This window comes from Acinetobacter sp. FDAARGOS_515 (genome assembly GCF_003938865.1).
In the GTDB taxonomy this organism is placed as follows: Bacteria; Pseudomonadota; Gammaproteobacteria; order Pseudomonadales; family Moraxellaceae; genus Acinetobacter; species Acinetobacter ursingii.
Genome location: NZ_RKIX01000003.1, coordinates 2,492,481 through 2,513,384, shown reverse-complemented (window position 1 = coordinate 2,513,384; position 20,904 = coordinate 2,492,481). Strand labels below are relative to the sequence as shown.

Below are 20,904 nucleotides of genomic sequence, written 5' to 3'. Positions count from 1 at the left end.
TCAATTGGACAAGATGACTGGTACATTCAATATGACTTTTGACGCATTTAAAATTCTGGTCTATATTCAATTTTAGAACCGTTTTTTAACATGCAGGGAGTGCATCATGAAAACAATTACCGAATGGTTTGATGAATACAGCGATAGTCATCAAAATAAAATCAACAAAACCATTCACTGGGTCTGCGTTCCTGCTATCCTTTTTTCGATTATTGGCATCATTGCCCATTTTAGTGCTTTACTCACTGCACTGTTATTAGTACTTACCTTAGTTTTTTATGCGCGACTTGATCTTGTACTGGCCATTGCAATGACGGTGTTGATTGCAATCATGGCATGGTTAATTTACATCCTTCCTGTAGGAGTTGGCTTCTATATCGGGGTATTTATCATTGCGTGGATTGGTCAGTTTTATGGCCATAAAGTTGAAGGGAAAAAACCATCTTTTTTCAAAGATTTACAATTTTTACTGATTGGACCTGTCTGGTGTATGGATGCTTATCTCGCAAAAGTATTTCCAAACTGGAAAAGTCGTCAACTACGTTTATCCAATTCATAAACTAGCCTATAAGCTTTAGGCTGATTTCGCCTAAAGCTTATAGCGTATGAAACATAAAATTTAGCGCATAAAAGAACAATAAACTAATGATTACATTATAGATAATTTTTATGCGAAAATAAGCCAATACCACACACAAAATAGCGGCATATAAATAAGCATTTGTCGGAAGCGCTCTAATTTGATTACCCTCAAAAAATACGATTGGCAAACAAATCGCAGTCAACAAACAGGGTGCTGAATATTTCAACATTTGTTCAATAAAGGTTGGTAGTCGAATATGAATATTAGGCGATAAAAAGATATAACGATTAAAAAATACGATAGCAGCTAATGCACAGATCATAAGCCATGTCATTCTTTACTCTCCTCTGCGAAGCGCTCCAGATAAACAGCAGTCACCATTCCCAGCAAACCTGAAATCAAAATTGCACCTTCTACCTGATACATCCGCAAAAGAAAACCACTCAGACAGGTCACCAAAACCGCAGCCACAACTCGGAAGTTTTTAATTAATGGAATAACCATTGCCACAAAGATCGCCACAATTGAAAAGTCCAGATGATAATTCATCAAGTTTGGAACCATATGTGCAAGCAAAATCCCAACAACACTAAACACCACCCAAAACAGGTAAAAACATAACCCCGCACCTAACATATAATCTGGATGACGTTTTTCTGGCGACAGACTCACTGCAAATAATTCATCAGTTAGTAAAAAACCAAGAGAAAGTCGCTGTTTAACGGGTAACACTGAAATGTTATTTCTAAAGGTCAACGCATAAATAAAATGCTGAGAGGTTAGAAAAAATATTGTAATGAGAATAGTCAGTGTTGATGCCCCCTCCATCACCAAACTTAAACTCACCAACTGAGCTGCCCCAGCAAAAACCAACGAAGACATCGCAAAAGCTTTAGCAAAAGACAAACCTGCATTGACAGCCATCGAACCTGCCAGAATCCCCCACGGAATAACTGCGATGGAAAGCGGCATAATTGCCATGACGCCCTGAAAAAAAGGACGCGTCCTAAAAGATGAAGAATCAGGTAAAGACATTGAATACTCATCCAAATTTTGATTTGAAGGTAAATAAATACAAATTATGGACGATTTTAAAGTTGTTGCCTTGTATAAAATTGCTATTCAGTGAGATGAGCTGAGTTTGAATATCTTAGATTGGCGATATATTGAGCAGGTGTTACACCCATCGCCTTTTTAAAATGTCGATTAAAATGACTTTGGTCAGAAAAGCCACATAGCGTTGCAACAGCCGCAATTGAATGTTCCTTTTTAAGCATTTGTCTTGCTTTATGCAATCGTACTTGTACCAACCAACCATGCGGTGGCAATCCTACGTATTTTTTAAATTGGCGTAAGAAATGCCACGCACTCAGACCTGCCAAATTCGCCAATTCAGTTAAACTATAATGATTTTCAGGAGTACTCGCCAATAACTCCTTAATCATTAATATTTTTCTCTGAGCTTCTGGTACATTGACCAAGTTACGCTGATATTGTCCATGACGCGACATAAGGTAAGTTAAAGTAGACAAATACATACTTTCTTTCAGCAAAACATTCTCTTTTTGCTCAAGCAAATCAAAAAGTAAACACAATTGCTGGGCCAGCCCTTCATCGCGTATTACAGCTTGCGGAAACCACGGCGCTCCGTGCCGATCTACAAAAACATCTCTGCCAATTTCACTCAACATTTCAGGGGTTGGATAAATCGCACGATAACGCCAACCCGACTCCACAGCGGATGAGCCTGTATGAATTTCATCGGCATTAACTAAAATAATATCGCCTTTGGGCGCGATATGCAGCTCACCCGTCCTAAAAAAAGACTGTGCGCCATCTTCAATTACGCCAATACAATAGCCTTCATGCACATGTTTGGAAAATTGTGTCTGATGATAATGTGCTTTTAGTAATTCTAAGCCACCTAATTCACGAACATGTAAATAGTTGGCTTGTTCTTGCTGCATATTTTGCCTCATTCTGATCTACAAGCAACCTTAGCATGTACAGACAAACTGTCTAGAATAAAATTGCTGTAAATCACAAATCACTGCGATTTGATTTACTCGATATTTTACTATTCCCAAACATTAAACACTTATTGATAAGTTTGTCCATTATGCTTTAACCAACCATTTTCATGGGTACCACGAGGATCACGATGCGTCCAGTGAACGATTCCACCCTTTGGGTTGTATTCATATTCACCATTAAACTCAACCGTATCGCCTTTTTTTAAATGCTCAATGCGAGGCGCAAGGTCAATATTATGCGCAACTAAAACCGTTAAACCATTCGCTAAACTCAGTATAAATTTTTGATGACGAGAACCCTCATGATCATCAGCCAGAACTGCTTTAACTTTACCGCTAGTCTGCACCTGAATATGACTTCGATGCTGTGCAAAAGCATCTGAAATAGCTTGTAAACCTTGTTGTGCTTGAGTTTGGTTATCTTGATTCTGACCCAGCACCACTTGATTTTGCATTTCATGGTGGGTAGTGTCATTATTTAATCGTGAATTTGGCTTTATAAAGGAATACGCATAATAACCCGCTATAAATGCAATGATAGCGATCATTAAATAGTTTTGTTTCTTGCTCATTGTTGTTCTCATCTACTTGTTATGCATCATCTAAATATAAAAAAAGCCCCAAACGGGGCTTTTCTTGGCAAAATAAAATTATTTTGCAGCGGCTTGAGCAGCAGCAACTTCTTCAGCGAAGCTCATTTCTGCTTTTTTCTCAATCCCTTCACCCACTTCGAAACGTACAAACTCAACAACATTAGTACCAGATGCTTTTAATACATCAGCAACTTTCTTGTCATTGTCGATAACATACATTTGACGATCAAGTGCAACTTCGTTCAAATATTTTTCAACTGAACCAGATACCATTTTTTCAACGATATTTGCAGGCTTACCAGATTCAATTGCTTTTGCTTCAGCAATTTCTTTCTCTTTCGCGATAAGGTCAGCAGAAACCGCTTCAGCATTTACTGCAACTGGATTGAACGCAGCAACGTGCATTGCAATACCTTTACCAGTTTCAGCATCACCCGCATAAGAAACCACAACACCGATACGAAGACCGTGTTTGTATACTGCAAGTGCATCACCAGTGACGATTTTGGCACGGCGAACTTGAATGTTTTCACCAATTTTTTGAACAAGCGCAATACGAGCTTCTTCAACAGTTTGGCCATCAGCTAATTTTAATTCTGCAATTTTAGCAGGATCAGTTTCACCTGAAGCCAAAACTGCTTGAGCAACGGCATTAGAGAAATTTGCGAAGTTTTCGTCTTTTGCAACGAAGTCAGTTTGGCAGTTTACTTCAAGCAATACTGCTTTGTTACCTTCCTGAACGATCGTGATCGCGCCATCAGCTGCAATGTTACCCGCTTTTTTAGCAGCTTTTGCTTGACCAGATTTACGAAGGTTATCAATCGCAAGCTCAATGTCACCGTTCGCTTCTGTTAATGCTTTTTTGCATTCCATCATTGCAAGACCAGTACGGTCACGTAATTCTTTTACCATGCTTGCAGTAATTGCAGTCATGTTGTTCTCCTAAATCGGTAGAAAATAAATCTGTTCAACAAAAACGGCCCTAAGTAAAACCTGGGCCGTTTGCTTTTCGACGCTTTAATTTGCCACCATTACATGTCGCAAAAATGACAAGCTTGCGTCAAAACGCATTAAGCCTCAGGAGCTTCTTTCGCTTCTTCGCCTTTTGCTTGTGCATTTGCTTGAGTTTGAGCGTATTCTTTACCAGCAAGAATTGCATCAGCCATTGCTGAAGCATACAAAGTTACTGCACGGATCGCATCGTCATTACCAGGAATAATGTAATCAACATTGTCTGGGTTTGAGTTTGTATCAACGATACCGATAACAGGAATACCTAAGTTTTTAGCTTCTTTAATTGCAATTGCTTCGTGGTCAACGTCAATTACAAATAATGCGTCAGGTAAACCACCCATGTTCTTCACACCGCCTAAAGAACGCTCAAGTTTATCCATCTCACGAGTACGCTCTAACGCTTCACGCTTAGTCAGCTTAGCGAAAGTACCGTCTTGAGATTGAGTTTGAAGGTCTTTTAAACGGTTGATAGATTGGCGAAGTGTTTTCCAGTTCGTCAACATACCACCTAACCAACGGTGATCTACATAGGGTTGACCAGCGCGTTGAGCTTGTTCACGGATGATGTTTGAAGCAGCACGTTTTGTACCAACGAACAAAACTTTGTTCTTTTTGCTTGCTAACTGGTTAGCGAAGTTCAAAGCATCATTTAACGCAGGAACAGTATGCTCAAGGTTGATGATGTGAATTTTGTTACGCGCGCCAAAAATGTATTGACGCATTTTTGGGTTCCAGAAACGAGTTTGGTGACCAAAGTGCGCGCCTGCTTGAAGAAGGTCACGCATGCTTACGTTGTATTCTGCCATTTTTCTTTACCTTAAAGTTGGGTTAGGCCTCCATATGTCCAGCATTCTCCACCTTTATAAAAGGCACCCAGAGTAACGTGACGACATATGTGCGGATTTTTCCAGTCCATCAAATTTGTTCGTAAAGGATATTCACGAAAAGCATTTGATAAAATGGGCGGCTATTTATACCATAGACACCTACAAATTACCAAAAGTTTTTAGAGATCATGAATAGTACTTATACAGCCCCTCGCCGATTAATTAAAACTCCTGATGAAATTGAAAAAATGCGCATCGCAGGCAAGCTGGCGGCTGAAGTGTTGGACATGATTAAGCCGCATATTGTCCCGGGTGTAACCACGCTTGAACTCGACACCATTTGTCATGATTATATCGTCAATGTTCAACAGGCCATTCCGGCATGTTTGGGTTATGGAGCAGCGCCTGGTCGTCCAGCGTTTCAGCATGTCATTTGCACCTCGGTCAACCATGTGGTTTGTCACGGCATTCCTTCTGAAAACAAAGTGTTAAAACATGGCGATATTTTAAATATTGATGTCACGGTGATTAAAGATGGTTATCACGGTGATACCAACATGATGTATGTGGTCGGTGGTGAAACTTCTATTCTGGCAAATCGCCTATGTAAAGTGGCTCAGGAAGCTATGTATCGTGGTATGGAAACTGTAAAAGCAGGTTCTTATATTGGTGATATTGGCTATGCGATTCAAAAATATGTGGAATCAGAACGTTTTAGCGTCGTACGTGAATATTGTGGACATGGCATTGGAACTGTCTTTCATGATGAACCACAAGTCTTGCACTATGGTCAAAAAGGTACGGGGATGCAACTTGAAGCAGGTATGACATTTACCATTGAGCCTATGGTCAATGCGGGTGTCTGGCAGACGAAACTTTTAGGCGATAAATGGACGGTGGTCACTAAAGATCATAAATTATCTGCACAATACGAACATACCATTTTGGTGACTGAAAATGGTCTTGAAGTTTTAACTGCACGTCCAGAAGAAGACTTATCACGTTTTCAAAAATAGTTGAATCCTCATCTTTTCTTCATAAAGGCTACATTTTGTGGCCTTTTTTGTGTATTTTTACAGTATTTATTATGCATATTTTCAAAAAACATACCTAGTATTTCATTTTCATTACATTTATTAATTTTTTTTGAACATTGTAAAAAATAAAAAAGCGTTATGGTGGGCGCATAAAAATTATCTACAAACGTAAATTGGACATGGAGTCCCCTCATGAAAAAGTCTTTGCTAGGAATAGCGACGAGTCTTATTGTACTACCCACTTTATCTTATGCCGATTCACCTTATTTTAGTTTTAAGGATGGCGATGGCTTTAAGCGTTTTTCCGCCTCAATTGGTTGGTTACATGCCATGCCACAAGGAAAAGCCAATAATGTCAATGTGAATACCAGTATTGCTGAAGGAACTACCGCAAAAGTCGGAGAGGTTTCAAAAGATGCTGTACTTGATGCTGCGGTAAAAGATTCAAATCCTGTACTTTATGGTGCTCTGCAACTTCTGCCTTTAGAAACTTTACCGAGCGGTTTATCTGGAACATCAACTATTAATGGATTGTCTAATTGGCAGGCGGATGGAACTGGTCTCGAAGCAGATGATGTTGATACTGTCGGCATGATGCTGAACTACCATTTTACCGATCATGTCTCTCTTGAGGTTAAAGCAGGTATTCCACCCAAAGTGGATATAAAAGGTAAAGGCGATATTTATGCACCCTTGTCAGGATCAGCGGATACTCCATTGGGTTCAATAGATCTTAAAAAAGACATTCACATCACTGATTTAACTCAGGGTGGTAAGGCAGCCTCAGTACGCGCTTGGTTACCTGCCGCAGAATTACATTACCAATTTGGTAAATCTGGTGTAAATAAATTCCGTCCCTATGTAGGTGTTGGGGTGATGTATGCCTATTTTAATGATGTAAAACTGAACTCAGGGATTGAATCAGATTTGGTTGCCGCAGGTCACATGATTCAAAATATTCACGATGGACAAGCTGGTGCAGCATTAGATGGTAAGACATCCTCTGCCGATCCACGAGTAAAAGTCAAAACTACCGATACTTTTGCACCAATTGCAACTTTAGGAGCAACCTATGATTTTAATGAAAATTGGTTTGCTGCGGGTTCAGTGTCTTATTCAAAAATGAATAATGAAGCCAAAATTAGCGTCACTGACAATAATACAGGTAAAGAGTTGATCAATGCTAAAACCAAAATCGATATTGACCCCATCATTACTTATGTTGGTGTAGGTTATCGTTTTTAATCTATTTTACGATTAAAGCAGCTTAGGCTGCTTTTTTTATTAGTGTAACTTTCAAATAATAGAGAGGCTGTATCGAATTTTGTAGATTCGTGATCTACAATAGCGCCAAACTATTATTTCTTCGTCGATAAATATGTCTAATCCAAATACTACATTTTCTAAGACCATGATTTATATGCTCATTGGAAGTGCATGTATTTTGGCATTGTCATTGGGTGTACGACATTCTTTTGGCTTGTATTTAGTTCCCATGAGTCACCAGTTCGGCTGGAGTCACCAAGTCTTTAGCCTCGCCATCGCCATGCAAAATTTAATTTGGGGTGTAGTTCAACCTTTTACTGGGGCTTTGGCAGACAAATACGGCAGCAAGAAAGTCGTTGCTTGTGGCGGGGTTCTTTATATGCTTGGCTTATTATTGATGGCTTTTAGTTCGACTGGATTATTTCTCAATCTCAGCTTAGGACTGATTTTAGGAATGGCGCTCTCCGCAACCTCTTTTTCTGTTCTTCTTTCTGCCGTTGGACGAGCAGCCGCTCCAGAAAAACGCAGTATGGCGATGGGAATTGCCAGTGCCGCAGGCTCTTTCGGTCAATTCATTATGCTTCCAACCACGCTTTTGTTATTACAACATTTTGGCTGGTCAGCAACTTTAATTATTAGTGCCATTCTAATTGCATTGATTATACCGCTCGCATTGACACTTAATGCCCCTGCTTATCGAGCGCCTAGCTTTAGTGCCATTCAACCCAGTAAAACATTTAAAGAAATTTTAACGCTTGCCAAAAATCATAGACCCTTTTGGTGGTTAGCGTTAGGATTTTTAGTCTGTGGCTTTCAAGTCGTATTTTTAGGTGTACATTTACCGGGTTATTTGATTGATCATGGGTTCGATGCCACAACAGGAACTGTCTTTTTAGCTTTGGTTGGACTTTTTAATATTTTTGGAACTTATGGCGCTGGCTGGCTCGGCGATCGTTATTCAAAGCCTAAATTATTAATGCTTCTGTATGGCTTACGCGGCATCGCGATTATCGCATTTCTGTTAATTCCGCTTTCCAATATCACCGTTTATGCTTTTGGTATTGTAATGGGGCTACTCTGGTTATCCACCGTACCCTTAACCAATGGTATTGTTGCCAATATGTTTGGTGTTCAATACTTATCTATGCTGAGTGGTATTGTATTTTTCACGCATCAGGTCGGTTCATTTTTTGGTGGCTATCTGGGCGGACTCAATCACGATATGACAGGAAACTACAATGCAATCTGGATGATTTCAATTGCATTGAGTATAGTGGGTGTATGCGTACACTTCTTTGTCACTGAGGAGAGTGTGATTGATGATTAGTCTAAATTCACTTAAATATCTGGTCGCTTTCTTTGTACTGACTGCTTTGGTGATGGCAATTTATATGTGGTCAAAAACACCTGAACTTTTTCATTATTTCAATCAGGCATTTTGTCCTCATTAAAATCGGATATTTGTTTATCACAAACACTTAAAAATATATAAAACAAATGGATAGATCAAAAAAAATAATCCATCATAAGCTTTGCTTTTTTTCTCATTTTAATATGTTGCGGGTCTTTTCTATGCTTGGATAATTCCCAAATAATTAGAGCGATATTAGATGAGCAGCCTAACGCAACTCTCACAAGCCATTCATGATGCACCACGTTGGCATCAGCCAGAATATTTTCAACATACAGATGAAATCCAAATTGTGGCTCAGAAAGACCAAGCGTTGGGCGCAGTAGTGACAGGACTTGATGCAAGCAAGGCTCAATCTGGTGAAACTATTTTTAAACTTAAACGCGCATTGGCCGAACATTTAATTCTTATTTTTAAAAATCAACGTTTAGATGATTTACAATTTTTGGCTTTTGCTAGTTACTTTGGTTCAATTTTCCGCCCGAGTAAAGATAACCCAGTGCTAGGCTATGACTTAGAAACAGGTGTTCCACCCGATGTTGTTCCAGTTTCCAATGCAGTTGGTCAGGGTGATTATACTGGTCACGGCGAACTTGCTCCACATGCCGATCATCAGTGGACACCACTTCCCTCGTTTGGCTCTTTACTGTATGCAATTGAACTACCTCAAGATGGTGGAAAAACTTCATGGTTCAATACCATTGCTGCTTATGATGCTTTGGATAAAGCAACCCAAGCTCATGTCGATCAATTACAACTGATTACTTATAATCCTTTTGTTCGTGCGCAAAGCAATAAAGGCTCAGGTAATTATAGCAATAGTCCTTTGTATCGTTTCAAGGATCAACCCATTTTAGGACATGCGTATCCTCACCCATTGGTACGCACCCATCCAGAGACTGGACGTAAAGCATTATGGCTGAATAGCAAAAGTGAAGTTGAATTGGTCAATTATGATGATCAGGCAGGTGCAAAATTAATTGCAGAATTACGTCAACATCTAGAAAAACCTGAGTTTCGCTATCAACATCAATGGGAAACTGGAGATATTGTCTTTTGGGACAATCAAGTGACGTTGCATGCCAGAGAACCCTTTCCAGCCGATCAAAGACGTTTGTTAAAAAGAATTAGCTTGGCAGGCAGTCGCCCCTTTTAATAAAAAATCTAAATTGTCATAAAACGATCAAATTTGTCTGTTTTAATAAAAAGAAAAACAAAACAAAAATAATCAGAGGTCATCGCAAAAAAGCCCGTCAAATGACGGGCTTAATTTTATCCAGACCAATATTTTCTAAATATTCGATCTTAGAACAGTCGATTTAAACCATTCAACGCAGCCACACGATAGGCTTCTGCCATCGTTGGATAGTTAAATGTAGTTTCCATAAAATACTTCATCGAATTATTTGGACTTTGCATGATGGCCTGCCCGATGTGAATAATTTCAGAAGCATTATTGCCAAAACAGTGAATACCCAAAATTTCCAAAGTATCGCGATGGAATAAAATTTTAAGCTCGCCCACCGTATCACCCGTGATTTGCGCACGTGCCAAATGACGGAACGATGACTGACCAACTTCATAAGGAATTTTTTCTTCAGTCAACTGTTGCTCAGTTTTACCAAAACATGAAATTTCTGGAATGGTGTAAATCCCGGTCGGAATATCGGTTACAGGTTTTACATTTTCCTCGCCACTCATATTGGCACCCGCACAACGACCTTGGTCATACGCCGCAGAAGCTAGCGAAGGCCAGCCGACAACATCACCCGCTGCATAAATATTTTCAGCTTCAGTCTGATATTTTTCATTGACTGCGAGCTGACCGCGACTGTTCGGAGTCACACCCACGTTTTCAAGCCCCAAACCATCTGTGTTGCCTGAACGCCCATTACACCAGAGAATTGCATCAGCTTTGATTTTCTTGCCACTTTGTAAATGCAGAACCACATAATCATCATGAGTTTCCAAATGATCAATTTGTTCATTATGGCGAATTAATACACCTTGTTCACGCAAGTGATAAGACAATGCATCTGCAATTTCATCATCTAGATAACTTAGTAGTTTTTGTTGCGTATTAATTAAATCGACTTTGTGATTTAAACCAATAAAAATAGAAGCGTATTCACAGCCAATCACCCCCGCACCATAAATAATGATTTTTTGAATAGTGAAATCCAGATCCAGAATTTTATCCGAATCAAACACACGTGGATGTTTAAAATCTAAACCTTGTGGCTGGTATGGGCGGCTACCCGTTGCGATGACTAATTGATCAAATACGATCGTTTCCTTGACCCCTTCAGGATTAAAAACGATGACTGTATTTTTATCCTGAATATACGCGCGCCCATGAAATACATCGATATTATTGCGATCGTAGAATCGTGTATGAGTCGCAACTTGTTGTTGAATCACGCGATGTGCATTACTTAACACCTGTTTCATGGTGAACTTTTTCCATTCACCGACTTTTTGAAACATTGGATCACGTTGATAACGAATAATACTAGAAACAGTTTGACGAAGTGCTTTACTTGGAATCGTACCAACATGGGTACAGTTGCCACCCAGTTGCTCTCGAATATCCACAATTGCAACTCGCTTACCCGCTTTTGCAAGCTTCATTGCCGCGCCTTCGCCCGCAGGTCCTGAACCGAGAACTACCGCATCATATCTAACGAAATTCCCACTAATGACCTCTTTCTTACGTGGCATTTAAAGCTCCTGTGCAATCTAATTATGCTGCTATTTTATAACAAACTATAGCTAATATGCTGTGCAATAATGTATTTCTCAAGCCAATATCTTTGCATAACGACATTTTTTAAATGAATAGTGAATTTGCCCAATTTACCGCTAAGTCCGTTATAATAGTCAAATGAAATCCTCTCGAATCACAGTGGAACAGTTGACTATGTCTGAAAACCGTAAACCAGAACAGGGTGTAAAGCTACGTGGCGCAGAAAAAGTTGCCCGAATTCCTGTAAAAGTTGTCCCTACGGTTGAAGTCCCGCGTAAGCCTGACTGGATCCGCGTAAAAATGACCGCGCCTGAAGAGGTGCAACGTATCAAAACCACGCTTCGTTCGCAGAAATTACATACCGTTTGTGAAGAAGCTGCTTGTCCAAATCTACCAGAATGCTTTGGTGGTGGTACTGCCACTTTTATGATTATGGGCGATATTTGTACTCGTCGCTGTCCATTTTGTGATGTAGCACATGGCCGTCCGAATGCATTGGATGCAGACGAACCGCGTCACATGGCGGAAACGATTGCGAACTTAAAACTAAAATATGCGGTGATTACCTCTGTTGACCGTGATGATCTACGCGATGGTGGCGCTCAGCATTTTGTGGATTGTATTAAAGAAGCACGTGCTTTAAGTCCAAATACCTTATTAGAAATTTTAGTTCCTGATTTTCGTGGGCGTATGGACATTGCGCTACGTATCATGACCGAATGCCCACCCGATGTGTTTAACCACAATATTGAAACGGTACCACGTCTTTATAAAGCCATGCGCCCGGGTTCAGATTATCAGCACTCTTTAAACTTGCTCAAAATGTTTAAGGAATATTGTCCTGACATTCCAACTAAATGTGGCTTGATGGTAGGTATTGGTGAAACTGAAGAAGAAGTGATTTCTTTATTGAATGATCTACGCGCACATGATGTCGACTATGTCACCATTGGTCAATATTTACAGCCTTCTAAACAACACGCACCAATTGATCGTTTCGTAACACCAGAAGAATTTGAACGCTATGCAGAGCATGGTCGCAAACTCGGCTTTAGAAATATTTGGTCGGCACCGATGGTACGTTCGAGCTATTTTGCAGACCGTCAGTATTATGGTGAGCCTGTTCCTGCTGTACGTCGTAAAGTGGATCCTGCCAAAAAGATTGCAGTTCAAGCGATCGAAGCTTAACCATTTAATCTAATAGATAAAGACCTTTCATAAATGAGAGGTCTTTTTTTCATCTCTGAAATTTTAAAAGGATGATGGATTGATAACGACTTTTGGCATAAGACGATGCGATTGCAAAGTGATGGATTAAAAGAGCGAGCCAGCATCATTGATCTTATTGTTTAAATATAAATTTGAAATGGTATAGTAAAAACACAGTACAAGAGATCATTAAAGATGCTGTTTCATTCTATATTTCAAAAGCTGACATCATGACCTCTGTTGTTTATTTTTGTCTGATCCCATTATTGGTACTGATTTTTACCACGCAATTGGTTTATATGCCCTTCACTTTGCTCAGTGTATGGGGCGTCATGCTTGTCACCATGATTTGGCGTTATTCACAAGGTAAAATTGTACCCGTTTCAAAATGGATTACTGCTGTATTTGTCTTATGCTGTCTTGCTGCGATTTATATAAAATTTAAAAGTTTTTGGGGTGTAGAGGCAGGCGTCGCGTTACTTAGTACTTGTTTATTTGCAAAGTGTTTGGAAAGTAAAAATATTAGAGATTTATTAATTTCCTTTAACTTTGGATTATTTGTTAGCGCAAGTTTATTTTTACATAGTCAGTCTTTTGTAATGACATGTGCAGTACTTTTTTGCTTAATTTTTTGTTTTATTGGTTTATATCGAATTCAGACCACAAAATTTTTATCGCAACACAATAAAAAAATATCCATAAAAAACGATTTAAAACTTGTGACAAAATTTTTAACCATCGCAATTCCTTTTTTTATTGTGCTTTTTATTTTCTTCCCGCGCCTCCCCCCACTTTGGCGAGTTCCTATAGCATCTGGTCAAGCTGTCACAGGAATGAGTGATCGTATGTCTCCAGGGGATATTGCTCAATTATCACAATCTTCGGCATTGGCTTTTCGGATTCTTGGTGATCTCAAGCAACTTCCACAACGGCAGGATATGTATTGGAGAGCGATGGTACTGGATGACTACGACGGTGCAGTTTGGACAAATAACGCGATCAATCAAACACCTGTTCATTATGATAATGAACGCTTAAAAGCCATAGATTATCAATATTTGTCAGCTGATCCTCAACAAACATGGATCATGTCACTGGAACACTCTGTCCCTGCTGAGTCAACTTATCAAATGTATGCGGATGGCAGCATAAAAGCACGTCGAATGGTTCAAAGCAATCAGCCTATTCATCTGAGTTGGATAGGTTCAAAAGATCTTAAATATCAAAATGCTGAAACTAACCTTCAACATACACAACAGCTTAATTTTCCACTCCAACCCAACACTCAAATATTGGCAAAACAGCTATGGCAACAAAGTCATGCGCAATCTGAACTTTATATCAAGAATGTTTTACAGTGGTATCGACAACAAAACTTCGTTTATACCCTATCACCTGGAATTTTAAGTGGAAATCGAACGGATCAATTCTTATTTGAAACAAAAAAAGGATTTTGTGAACATTACGCTTCAAGCTTTGTATTGCTGATGCGTTATGCAGGTCTTCCCGCTCGAGTTGTCATTGGCTATCAAGGAGGGCAAATGGCACCTGATGGTCAAAGTTGGGAAGTTCGACAGCTGGATGCTCATGCGTGGAGCGAAGTTTATATCGATGGAATCTGGCAACGTGTCGATCCAACAGCTGCCATTGCGCCTCAGCGTGTAGATGAAGGCATGCAACAATACCTACAACAAAATGATCATATTTGGGGTGAGCAAACAAATCATTTTTGGAAGCAACAGAATTTTAACTTTGTTAAAAACTTAAGGGTTTGGAGTGATTACTTAGGCTATCAATGGCAAAGTAAAGTTGTCGGTTATGATGTCGATCGTCAGAAAAGTTTTTTATCGAAATTAGGTATTTTTTCTATCTATACTTATGCACTGATTATGATAATAACTATTATCGTTTTGGTTGCGCTGTTTGCCGTGTGGCTTTGGTTTAGAAACATAAAGCAAAGGTCTAGAATTGAGCGTGACATTTTAAAGTTTCAGAAAAAGTTACCACAATCTCTCAAAAGACGCACTAGTGAAACCTTTAAACGCTGGATGTTTAGATTAGCGCAAAATGTTCAACAACAAGAGTCTTTTGATGAAATTATAAAAACATATGAAAAACTGACCTTTTCTGGGCAATCTACACCTGAAGACCATATAAAATTCAAGCAATTGCTTAAAGACTGTTCATCTGAATTAAAGCGTGCAGAAAAAACTTGTCATCCTGCTGAAAACTGAATATGATTGCTCACACTTAGGCGTATAGCTCAGTTGGTTAGAGCGCTACGTTGACATCGTAGAGGTCTCCAGTTCGAGTCTGGATATGCCTACCAAGATATACTGATTTATCAGTAGATTAAAGTCCACCTATAAAGTGGGCTTTTTTTATTGGTGGTATTTGGAATTGACGAAATCATACTCTAACTGCTTTAGAGTTGTTTGATTAGACTTCACTTATATTTTTTAACGCCTCTATAATTGCTGAAAGCCTCAAGTCCTATTTCCATTGGTAAGCTTCATGTGGCAAGCCGGCAATAGTCTCATTTTGCTCATCCAATTGAACTTTATAGTAGAACTCATGCCAAGTTCACGGCATAAGTTAGGAGCAAGTGTTCCTGATTCAGCTTACTTTAAAATACTTATGTTTAAGCTGTCTGAATATTTAGATATTTTCAAAAAAAATTCTTTAACAGGATTATGCGATTTCCTACTTTTGAATTCAATTATTTTACATGAGGATTACCTGTTGATCTTATATTAATAACGACTAATCAATAAAAATCTCTTTTTGCATTTTTTCATTATTACTTAAAATCTGTAATATTGTTACTCCTTTCTTTATATAATTAGAAGCTTCTATAAAAGATTGAACGTTTAATCTAGGGTCATTTGTGAAAAGCCAAGCCGAGTACATACGATCGTAAAACCGCAGCACTCATGCAGTAAAAAGCTTAAACGCGTCCCGAATACGGCGATAATCTTTTCAACCCTACACTTTTTACGAATTTTAAATGACCATTTTATTCAAATTTTGTTAAGCGCAGCCATTTTACTGTCCACAAATTATCTTAGCGACCGTCCCACGTAGAGATCGCTGAAAGAACACAAGTAGTCGCACCTTTGGTCCAATATTTTTGACCTTGATCATTGAGACAAATGATTCCATCACCATCCTGCGACGTATTCTCTATTGGCGTAGCGACTAATGTCCATCCAGTTGCAATAGCAGGACTAGGATTAAATGTTAAACGATATAAAGCAGTCCCTTGTTGAGGTGTGACAGTTCCGCCATATACGTTAGCAACCGTTGCTCCTGCAAAAGATGAATTGCTGTTTTTATATTGCATCATGCTTTTAGCTATATTTAACATTTCCGCCTGCGCATCTGTTCTTTTAGTACGTTGTGCATACTTTTGATAACTTGGATAAGCTATCGACGCTAAGATGGCCACTATAGCAACCACCACCATGAGCTCGATTAAAGTAAACCCGCGATCTATTGAACATTGATGATGTACTACCATATCTCGCTCCCCACCCCACATCCCGAAAAAGTGATATTTGCTTTGGTTTTATTTTTACATTGAATACCGTTGCTAGTTTTTAAAAAACTATCGTTCTTATCATCAGTGCTTAATGCCTTAATTGCCCAGCCCTGCCCCAAAGATGTTGAGTTAATCAACAGAGGATTTCCCTCCGTTTGATCTACAATAGAAAGTATGTATTTCGTAGAAGAGCCATCCACTGGAAGACTAAGCTCTTGTTTATTTTTATTAAAATTTGAAATTAAAACACCACTTGCATCTTTGTACAAAAAACTTGCATCAAAGCCTTTATAATTAAAGTTACGGGCTTTGTGTCGTTCTAATTGCTCAGCCAGTTTTTGAATTTCCTGTTGAGTCTGTGCAGCATAAGCTTTTCTTGTATAAGCTTGATAACTTGGGAATGCAATTGCAGCAAAAATCGCGACAATTGCAACTGTTACCATCAGCTCAATTAAAGTAAAACCATAGCCGTGGTGAGAGCGTATTTTCCCAGTTTCTTTTTTCATGATATCAACTCGTTTTTGCATAACGTTCATACCATCGATTTGGAATAAATCTGATTGCTCCTCCAGCAGGAACTAAATCTTCTCCTTCTTTACAGCCTGCCCCCTCACAAGGCTTAGTCATATTTGAATCAGGATTTGGCTCTGGTACTATAATCACCCTTCCACCCTTACCATCTGGCCCAACGGTGACACTAACAATTCCAGAACCAAGATTGTAAGTATAGTCAGCATCCTCTGGGCAGACACCTGTTGGCAGACATAATCTCTTCGTAAAACTTTGTCCCTTCACTCCCGCACCACAACCCGATGTTGTACCAGCAAGGGCAGCGTCATACATGGTGACATATAAGCTATTTTGCATTGCGATTAAGGGCGTCAAACCTTTAATTACCGCAGGATTAGCGCTTGCTTTTAAGTATGTTTTTTTGAATGGATAATACCATCCTCCCCATCCCGTTTTTGATCCACTCATGCCATAGTTTTAACTTTTATCGTAAGTCATGGCAAGTTAAAGTGAGCCAACTGCGATTGGCCCACTGCTGAGTGATTTTGGGTGGAAGCGGAAGTTATTCACTTTAACCTTCGTTGTAAAAAACTGATGGGGACCAAAGTCCCCATTAAATTACCGATTTTTCATCTTGCTTTCTATCCACTGATGAATCTCAAAAGCGAGCCATCCTACCCGACCTGTTGTCAGTTTGACCTGTTTCGGAAAAGCCTCATCGTAATATTTACTTTTAGGATTCATCATATTATAAATCGTGGCTTTACCTATTCCCGTAAAATTCACAACTTGTTTCAGGCCGATGATCTGATGCATGGTAAAAGTTTGACCTACAAATGCATGATTTGCACTATTCATTTGGAATTCTCCTCAATGATTAAATTGAGCTGATTTCGCTCGAATAATTTGGGAATTCCGTAAATTTATAATTTCAGTCTAATTTTCAATCATTTTTAGAACATAAAATAAGCTTATGTTCTATTACCTTTGCTGCCGAACACTCCATACGAATTGACCCAGAGTATCCGGTTTTATCTCAAACCAGAACTTAATGTATTTAACTTGAGTAGGTCTCTTCACCGGTATTGATTTTTTATTCTGCTTGTTGTTTTTATCTTTTTGCTTTTTAGCTGAAATCACATGTCCTTTAATAAATTGATCAATTCTTCTAGGGCGTCCATTCTTACCCTTTTCTTCATTAGAGTTGTCTTTATTAGAATCTTTTATATCCTGTTTATTCGTTTCTGTACCTTGTGTAATCGTCTCTGCTGGCAATGGGGTTTCCCATGTACACAACAAAGCATGAGCAACATAGAAATCTACAATTGATGATTGTAATTGTTTTAACGTCTTATCTTCGTATAATTTTAAAATAGTAGAGAACTGCTTTTCTTTTGAAATAGTTACATATTTAGATATCGCCTGAAAAACAAAATTGCTTAAATCATACATCTCAGGGGCATGTTGACTGACCTTATTTTGCTCAGCAATGTTTTCAACATTTTCACCTTCAGACTGTTGACTAGTCTGTTTTCTATTTATCTGCTTATTTTTTATGTATTCTTTCCAATAAGATTGTACCTTTTCAATCGTTTCGTTGATGCGCGTTTTGTTTTCTTCATCATCATAGTCTGATAACTCTTTAGCACTAAAAAAGAACGTGATATCGGCAGACAAACGTTTTGCTTTAAGCAAACGCGTTCCAATGAAGGCAAGAAGTACAGCATTACTATTTTTTTTAGTTCGTTTTAAATCTTTTAAAAAATGAGTTAATAACTCATTAAAGGCAATTTTTTCTTCAGCAAAAGTTAAATCACTACTCTTATCCTCAGCTTGATCGTATGAAAGCTGCAAACGGAAGGCAAACACATCTTCAACCAATGACTTCTTTAAATAACCTAAAGCCTCTTGCCGGTTCCTTCGAAGCAGGATAGCTGCTAATTTTTCCATTTTAAATAATTCAGGAATGGTCTGTTGGTCGACCGTATCTTGTGTCAAATCCTTAAACCGCTTTAATCGGCGCTCTAGTTCATGTACACCTTTTATATTTAATCGAATTTCATCATTATTTTTTTTAAAAATAGTCACAAAAAACTTTACACGCCAACCAATCTCAGGTGATATAAGCATCTCATTTAAATATCTTGATTCTTGTGGCATCGAATTAAAGATAGTTAAATATTGTTTAGCTTGCTTAGATAATTTTTTTAATGGATTTTTTGAAACTTCAAGCGCAGAAGTATTTGGATGCAATCCAATACAAGTTGAATCAGACTTGTACTGTAACAAGCGCATAAAATGTTCAATTGACGTTAATAGTCTCAGTTTCGCTTGATCATCCCGTTGTATATATTTTTGGGAATACATGAATGTGATGAGCCTTAGCTCCTCTTCTACATGCTTTGGAAGGTCAGTTATTCTCCAGATGTGTTTTTGCTGTTTACTAAAATCAAGTTGCGAAAAGAATTCATCTTGCTGGACAGTTGAATTTTGTTTTTGTTTTAGTGCTTTTTTCTCATCAGGCACAAGCTTAGATGAATACAAAAAAATATTGTCTATATGATTATCTATAAATAGCGTATCACCAATATACCCTAGCTCTGGTTTTAGAAAATAGTCAGCTCGATAGAAATACCCAAGAAGCCAATATTCAAATGCGTTTCTAGCAGCCGTTGATCGATACAAAATTACGTCAGAATATCGATCATCCAAATATTTTATTAGCTCTCCCATATCTCGAATTGCGATCTTGAAATCCTGTTCCTTACCCTCATGTGTATCATTCATTTGTTTTATAAAGTTATTTTTTATAGACAATTTGAGGACATCAAAATTTAAATTTCGCTTTTCTCTAAAAATCAATACAACTTTCAAAATAATACAGAAATTTACTCCAAGCTCAAGTGTAGAGTAACTGGTTAATAAGTCATACGAAGCTAAAATGGCATTACAACAACCCGTTAATTTAAACCGATTCTCCAATAAAAGAATACGTCTTTTCTCTGCTATACATTCCTGTGGTTGCAATGTGATCTCAAGAAATAGGACTTGTAACTTTTTATACTTTAATAGATTTTCTCTAAAATTTTCCTTTTCTCTAGCAAATCTTTCTAGAAAAGAGAGAGTTAAGCCTCTTTCTGGATCTAACTGTACTCCAGCTTCGCAAGCTATTTCATTAAGTGAAAATTGATTTTGTAATTCAAATAATGATTTTTCTTCATACTGTCCACTAACACCACCCAACGCTTTATGACTTGCTTCATTTTCTTCTTGCTTCTCCTTCTCTTCTCGCTGACGTTGTTTCAATGCGATATTCGAAGTAAAAATTATCAACTCATCGATAAACTTAAAAATATCATCTGCTGGAAATGTATCAATATTCCATTCATCCGCTTCAATCAATAAAGGCCTTCCATATTTAGATTTTTGTAAAGAAAGAATATAAACTCTAATATTTTGGCTGAACTGATGAGTACCCAAACCGCAACGCAACAACTCAAGATCAACACGCATAGACCAATAAAACTTCAAAATTTTATCTAAGGTCCTTTGATCATTATTTTGTTTTGCCAGTAAAAACTCTTCTTTTGTCGGATAAGCCTTTTTATGAATTGATAATAGTTTCTGTTCAAGATTTACAATCACGGATATTGTTTCATTAAATATTCCTCCCCTTACGTAATCTACATTAGCTTTTACATAATCATATTTATTGTTGTATATTTTTTTTAGTAATTTAAAAAGATCTTCATCTTTAATTACATTCTCGCCAAGACGCCTCATTGTTTTTATTTTGTTTTGCCATAGCCTATATTTTTCTTCATCATCAATTTCACGTTGTTTTTGCCTTCTATCTTTTATCTCAGCATCCCTTTTAACTTGCTTATCATGTCTTCTTTGCTTTGCTAATTCTTGCTGATCATGATGCATTTTTAAGTTCTCAGAAAAATAAATTATTCGTTGAGGTTCACTATATATGTTGAACATCGTATTTTTTTACAAGTACAAGTAGATTTTGTACCTTAAGTTTAATTTAAACCACCAAATAACGGCACATAGCCCCCGACAAACATTTGTTATTTTATATTAAAATTCCATAATATGATCAATTATAAAACGTATTTTTAGTAATTA

The 20,904-nt window shown here is 38.0% G+C and carries 20 protein-coding genes, 1 tRNA gene and 1 pseudogene; 9 read left to right on the top strand and 13 right to left on the bottom strand.

Going from position 1 to position 20,904, the window contains the following annotated elements:
• The first annotated feature begins 106 nt into the window (after window positions 1–106).
• Window positions 107–559: a DUF962 domain-containing protein gene (locus EGS47_RS13690; RefSeq protein ID WP_004988611.1), complete on the top strand. Its 453-nt coding sequence runs from the start codon at window positions 107–109 to the stop codon at window positions 557–559.
• Between the two features lie 37 nt (window positions 560–596).
• Here EGS47_RS13690 and EGS47_RS13685 read toward each other — a convergent pair whose 3' ends face one another.
• From EGS47_RS13685 to rpsB, 6 genes are all read right to left on the bottom strand, one after another.
• Window positions 597–917 carry an AzlD domain-containing protein gene (locus EGS47_RS13685; protein WP_004988613.1) on the bottom strand — a complete coding sequence of 107 codons (321 nt, stop codon included), beginning with the start codon at window positions 915–917 and terminating at the stop codon, window positions 597–599.
• Window positions 914–1,618, bottom strand: coding sequence for an AzlC family ABC transporter permease (locus EGS47_RS13680; RefSeq protein WP_104794816.1), 705 nt, complete (start codon window positions 1,616–1,618; stop codon window positions 914–916). The genes EGS47_RS13685 and EGS47_RS13680 overlap by 4 nt, the downstream gene beginning before the upstream one ends.
• A gap of 83 nt (window positions 1,619–1,701) precedes the next feature.
• Window positions 1,702–2,550 (bottom strand): AraC family transcriptional regulator, encoded by an 849-nt coding sequence (locus tag EGS47_RS13675; RefSeq protein WP_125269732.1) that lies wholly within the window; start codon window positions 2,548–2,550, stop codon window positions 1,702–1,704.
• Window positions 2,551–2,681: 131 nt separating this feature from the next.
• Window positions 2,682–3,188, bottom strand: coding sequence for a DUF3465 domain-containing protein (locus EGS47_RS13670; RefSeq protein WP_005004809.1), 507 nt, complete (start codon window positions 3,186–3,188; stop codon window positions 2,682–2,684).
• A 78-nt stretch (window positions 3,189–3,266) separates the two neighbouring features.
• On the bottom strand, window positions 3,267–4,142 hold the full coding sequence (gene tsf, locus EGS47_RS13665; RefSeq protein WP_005004811.1) for a translation elongation factor Ts: 876 nt from the start codon (window positions 4,140–4,142) through the stop codon (window positions 3,267–3,269).
• A gap of 137 nt (window positions 4,143–4,279) precedes the next feature.
• Window positions 4,280–5,029, bottom strand: a complete 750-nt coding sequence (gene rpsB, locus EGS47_RS13660; RefSeq protein WP_004988625.1) for a 30S ribosomal protein S2 — start codon at window positions 5,027–5,029, stop codon at window positions 4,280–4,282.
• A 209-nt stretch (window positions 5,030–5,238) separates the two neighbouring features.
• On the opposite strand from rpsB, the gene map reads away from it, so the two are divergent.
• From map to EGS47_RS13640, 5 genes are all read left to right on the top strand, one after another.
• Window positions 5,239–6,066, top strand: coding sequence for a type I methionyl aminopeptidase (map, locus tag EGS47_RS13655; protein WP_119686645.1), 828 nt, complete (start codon window positions 5,239–5,241; stop codon window positions 6,064–6,066).
• 213 nt (window positions 6,067–6,279) lie between these two features.
• A complete protein-coding gene (locus EGS47_RS13650; protein WP_005004815.1) occupies window positions 6,280–7,332 on the top strand; it encodes an OmpW/AlkL family protein in 1,053 nt (350 codons plus the stop codon).
• A 133-nt stretch (window positions 7,333–7,465) separates the two neighbouring features.
• On the top strand, window positions 7,466–8,680 hold the full coding sequence (locus EGS47_RS13645; protein ID WP_005004816.1) for an MFS transporter: 1,215 nt from the start codon (window positions 7,466–7,468) through the stop codon (window positions 8,678–8,680).
• Window positions 8,673–8,804 (top strand): hypothetical protein, encoded by a 132-nt coding sequence (locus EGS47_RS18805; RefSeq protein ID WP_004996870.1) that lies wholly within the window; start codon window positions 8,673–8,675, stop codon window positions 8,802–8,804. Before EGS47_RS13645 ends, EGS47_RS18805 begins: the two co-directional genes overlap by 8 nt.
• A gap of 159 nt (window positions 8,805–8,963) precedes the next feature.
• Complete coding sequence (locus EGS47_RS13640) at window positions 8,964–9,920, top strand: TauD/TfdA dioxygenase family protein (RefSeq protein ID WP_004988635.1); 957 nt, start codon at window positions 8,964–8,966, stop codon at window positions 9,918–9,920.
• A gap of 149 nt (window positions 9,921–10,069) precedes the next feature.
• On the opposite strand, the gene sthA is transcribed toward EGS47_RS13640, so the two are convergent.
• Window positions 10,070–11,485, bottom strand: coding sequence for a Si-specific NAD(P)(+) transhydrogenase (sthA, locus tag EGS47_RS13635; protein ID WP_005004819.1), 1,416 nt, complete (start codon window positions 11,483–11,485; stop codon window positions 10,070–10,072).
• Window positions 11,486–11,684: 199 nt separating this feature from the next.
• On the opposite strand from sthA, the gene lipA reads away from it, so the two are divergent.
• The 3 genes from lipA (at window position 11,685) to EGS47_RS13620 (ending at window position 15,048) form a co-directional block, all read left to right on the top strand.
• Window positions 11,685–12,698 carry a lipoyl synthase gene (lipA, locus tag EGS47_RS13630; RefSeq protein ID WP_005004821.1) on the top strand — a complete coding sequence of 338 codons (1,014 nt, stop codon included), beginning with the start codon at window positions 11,685–11,687 and terminating at the stop codon, window positions 12,696–12,698.
• A 251-nt stretch (window positions 12,699–12,949) separates the two neighbouring features.
• Window positions 12,950–14,953: a transglutaminaseTgpA domain-containing protein gene (locus EGS47_RS13625; RefSeq protein WP_005004823.1), complete on the top strand. Its 2,004-nt coding sequence runs from the start codon at window positions 12,950–12,952 to the stop codon at window positions 14,951–14,953.
• An 18-nt stretch (window positions 14,954–14,971) separates the two neighbouring features.
• Window positions 14,972–15,048: transfer RNA gene (locus EGS47_RS13620), tRNA-Val, on the top strand.
• A gap of 211 nt (window positions 15,049–15,259) precedes the next feature.
• On the opposite strand, the pseudogene EGS47_RS18920 reads toward EGS47_RS13620, so the two are convergent.
• The 6 genes and pseudogenes from EGS47_RS18920 to EGS47_RS13595 form a co-directional block, all read right to left on the bottom strand.
• Window positions 15,260–15,391 (bottom strand): annotated as a pseudogene (locus EGS47_RS18920) (IS3 family transposase); the annotation flags it as partial.
• Window positions 15,392–15,783: 392 nt separating this feature from the next.
• On the bottom strand, window positions 15,784–16,239 hold the full coding sequence (locus tag EGS47_RS13615; protein ID WP_119686646.1) for a type IV pilin protein: 456 nt from the start codon (window positions 16,237–16,239) through the stop codon (window positions 15,784–15,786).
• A complete protein-coding gene (locus tag EGS47_RS13610) occupies window positions 16,233–16,766 on the bottom strand; it encodes a prepilin-type N-terminal cleavage/methylation domain-containing protein (protein WP_119686661.1) in 534 nt (177 codons plus the stop codon). Before EGS47_RS13610 ends, EGS47_RS13615 begins: the two co-directional genes overlap by 7 nt.
• 4 nt (window positions 16,767–16,770) lie before the next feature.
• Window positions 16,771–17,238, bottom strand: a complete 468-nt coding sequence (locus EGS47_RS13605) for a hypothetical protein (RefSeq protein WP_228711811.1) — start codon at window positions 17,236–17,238, stop codon at window positions 16,771–16,773.
• A 150-nt stretch (window positions 17,239–17,388) separates the two neighbouring features.
• A complete protein-coding gene (locus EGS47_RS13600) occupies window positions 17,389–17,628 on the bottom strand; it encodes a helix-turn-helix transcriptional regulator (RefSeq protein ID WP_005004829.1) in 240 nt (79 codons plus the stop codon).
• Between the two features lie 123 nt (window positions 17,629–17,751).
• Window positions 17,752–20,700: a hypothetical protein gene (locus tag EGS47_RS13595; protein ID WP_005004830.1), complete on the bottom strand. Its 2,949-nt coding sequence runs from the start codon at window positions 20,698–20,700 to the stop codon at window positions 17,752–17,754.
• Between the last annotated feature and the right edge of the window lie 204 nt (window positions 20,701–20,904).

Excerpts from the sequence above, each read along its gene's own strand:
- EGS47_RS13690 (WP_004988611.1), top strand. The coding sequence starts at position 107 with ATGAAAACAATTACCGAATGGTTTGATGAATACAGCGATAGTCATCAA.
- EGS47_RS13685 (WP_004988613.1), bottom strand. The coding sequence starts at position 917 with ATGACATGGCTTATGATCTGTGCATTAGCTGCTATCGTATTTTTTAAT.
- EGS47_RS13680 (WP_104794816.1), bottom strand. The coding sequence starts at position 1,618 with ATGTCTTTACCTGATTCTTCATCTTTTAGGACGCGTCCTTTTTTTCAG.
- EGS47_RS13675 (WP_125269732.1), bottom strand. The coding sequence starts at position 2,550 with ATGCAGCAAGAACAAGCCAACTATTTACATGTTCGTGAATTAGGTGGC.
- EGS47_RS13670 (WP_005004809.1), bottom strand. The coding sequence starts at position 3,188 with ATGAGCAAGAAACAAAACTATTTAATGATCGCTATCATTGCATTTATA.
- tsf (WP_005004811.1), bottom strand. The coding sequence starts at position 4,142 with ATGACTGCAATTACTGCAAGCATGGTAAAAGAATTACGTGACCGTACT.
- rpsB (WP_004988625.1), bottom strand. The coding sequence starts at position 5,029 with ATGGCAGAATACAACGTAAGCATGCGTGACCTTCTTCAAGCAGGCGCG.
- map (WP_119686645.1), top strand. The coding sequence starts at position 5,239 with ATGAATAGTACTTATACAGCCCCTCGCCGATTAATTAAAACTCCTGAT.
- EGS47_RS13650 (WP_005004815.1), top strand. The coding sequence starts at position 6,280 with ATGAAAAAGTCTTTGCTAGGAATAGCGACGAGTCTTATTGTACTACCC.
- EGS47_RS13645 (WP_005004816.1), top strand. The coding sequence starts at position 7,466 with ATGTCTAATCCAAATACTACATTTTCTAAGACCATGATTTATATGCTC.
- EGS47_RS18805 (WP_004996870.1), top strand. The coding sequence starts at position 8,673 with ATGATTAGTCTAAATTCACTTAAATATCTGGTCGCTTTCTTTGTACTG.
- EGS47_RS13640 (WP_004988635.1), top strand. The coding sequence starts at position 8,964 with ATGAGCAGCCTAACGCAACTCTCACAAGCCATTCATGATGCACCACGT.
- sthA (WP_005004819.1), bottom strand. The coding sequence starts at position 11,485 with ATGCCACGTAAGAAAGAGGTCATTAGTGGGAATTTCGTTAGATATGAT.
- lipA (WP_005004821.1), top strand. The coding sequence starts at position 11,685 with ATGTCTGAAAACCGTAAACCAGAACAGGGTGTAAAGCTACGTGGCGCA.
- EGS47_RS13625 (WP_005004823.1), top strand. The coding sequence starts at position 12,950 with ATGACCTCTGTTGTTTATTTTTGTCTGATCCCATTATTGGTACTGATT.
- EGS47_RS13615 (WP_119686646.1), bottom strand. The coding sequence starts at position 16,239 with ATGGTAGTACATCATCAATGTTCAATAGATCGCGGGTTTACTTTAATC.
- EGS47_RS13610 (WP_119686661.1), bottom strand. The coding sequence starts at position 16,766 with ATGAAAAAAGAAACTGGGAAAATACGCTCTCACCACGGCTATGGTTTT.
- EGS47_RS13605 (WP_228711811.1), bottom strand. The coding sequence starts at position 17,238 with ATGAGTGGATCAAAAACGGGATGGGGAGGATGGTATTATCCATTCAAA.
- EGS47_RS13600 (WP_005004829.1), bottom strand. The coding sequence starts at position 17,628 with ATGAATAGTGCAAATCATGCATTTGTAGGTCAAACTTTTACCATGCAT.
- EGS47_RS13595 (WP_005004830.1), bottom strand. The coding sequence starts at position 20,700 with ATGCATCATGATCAGCAAGAATTAGCAAAGCAAAGAAGACATGATAAG.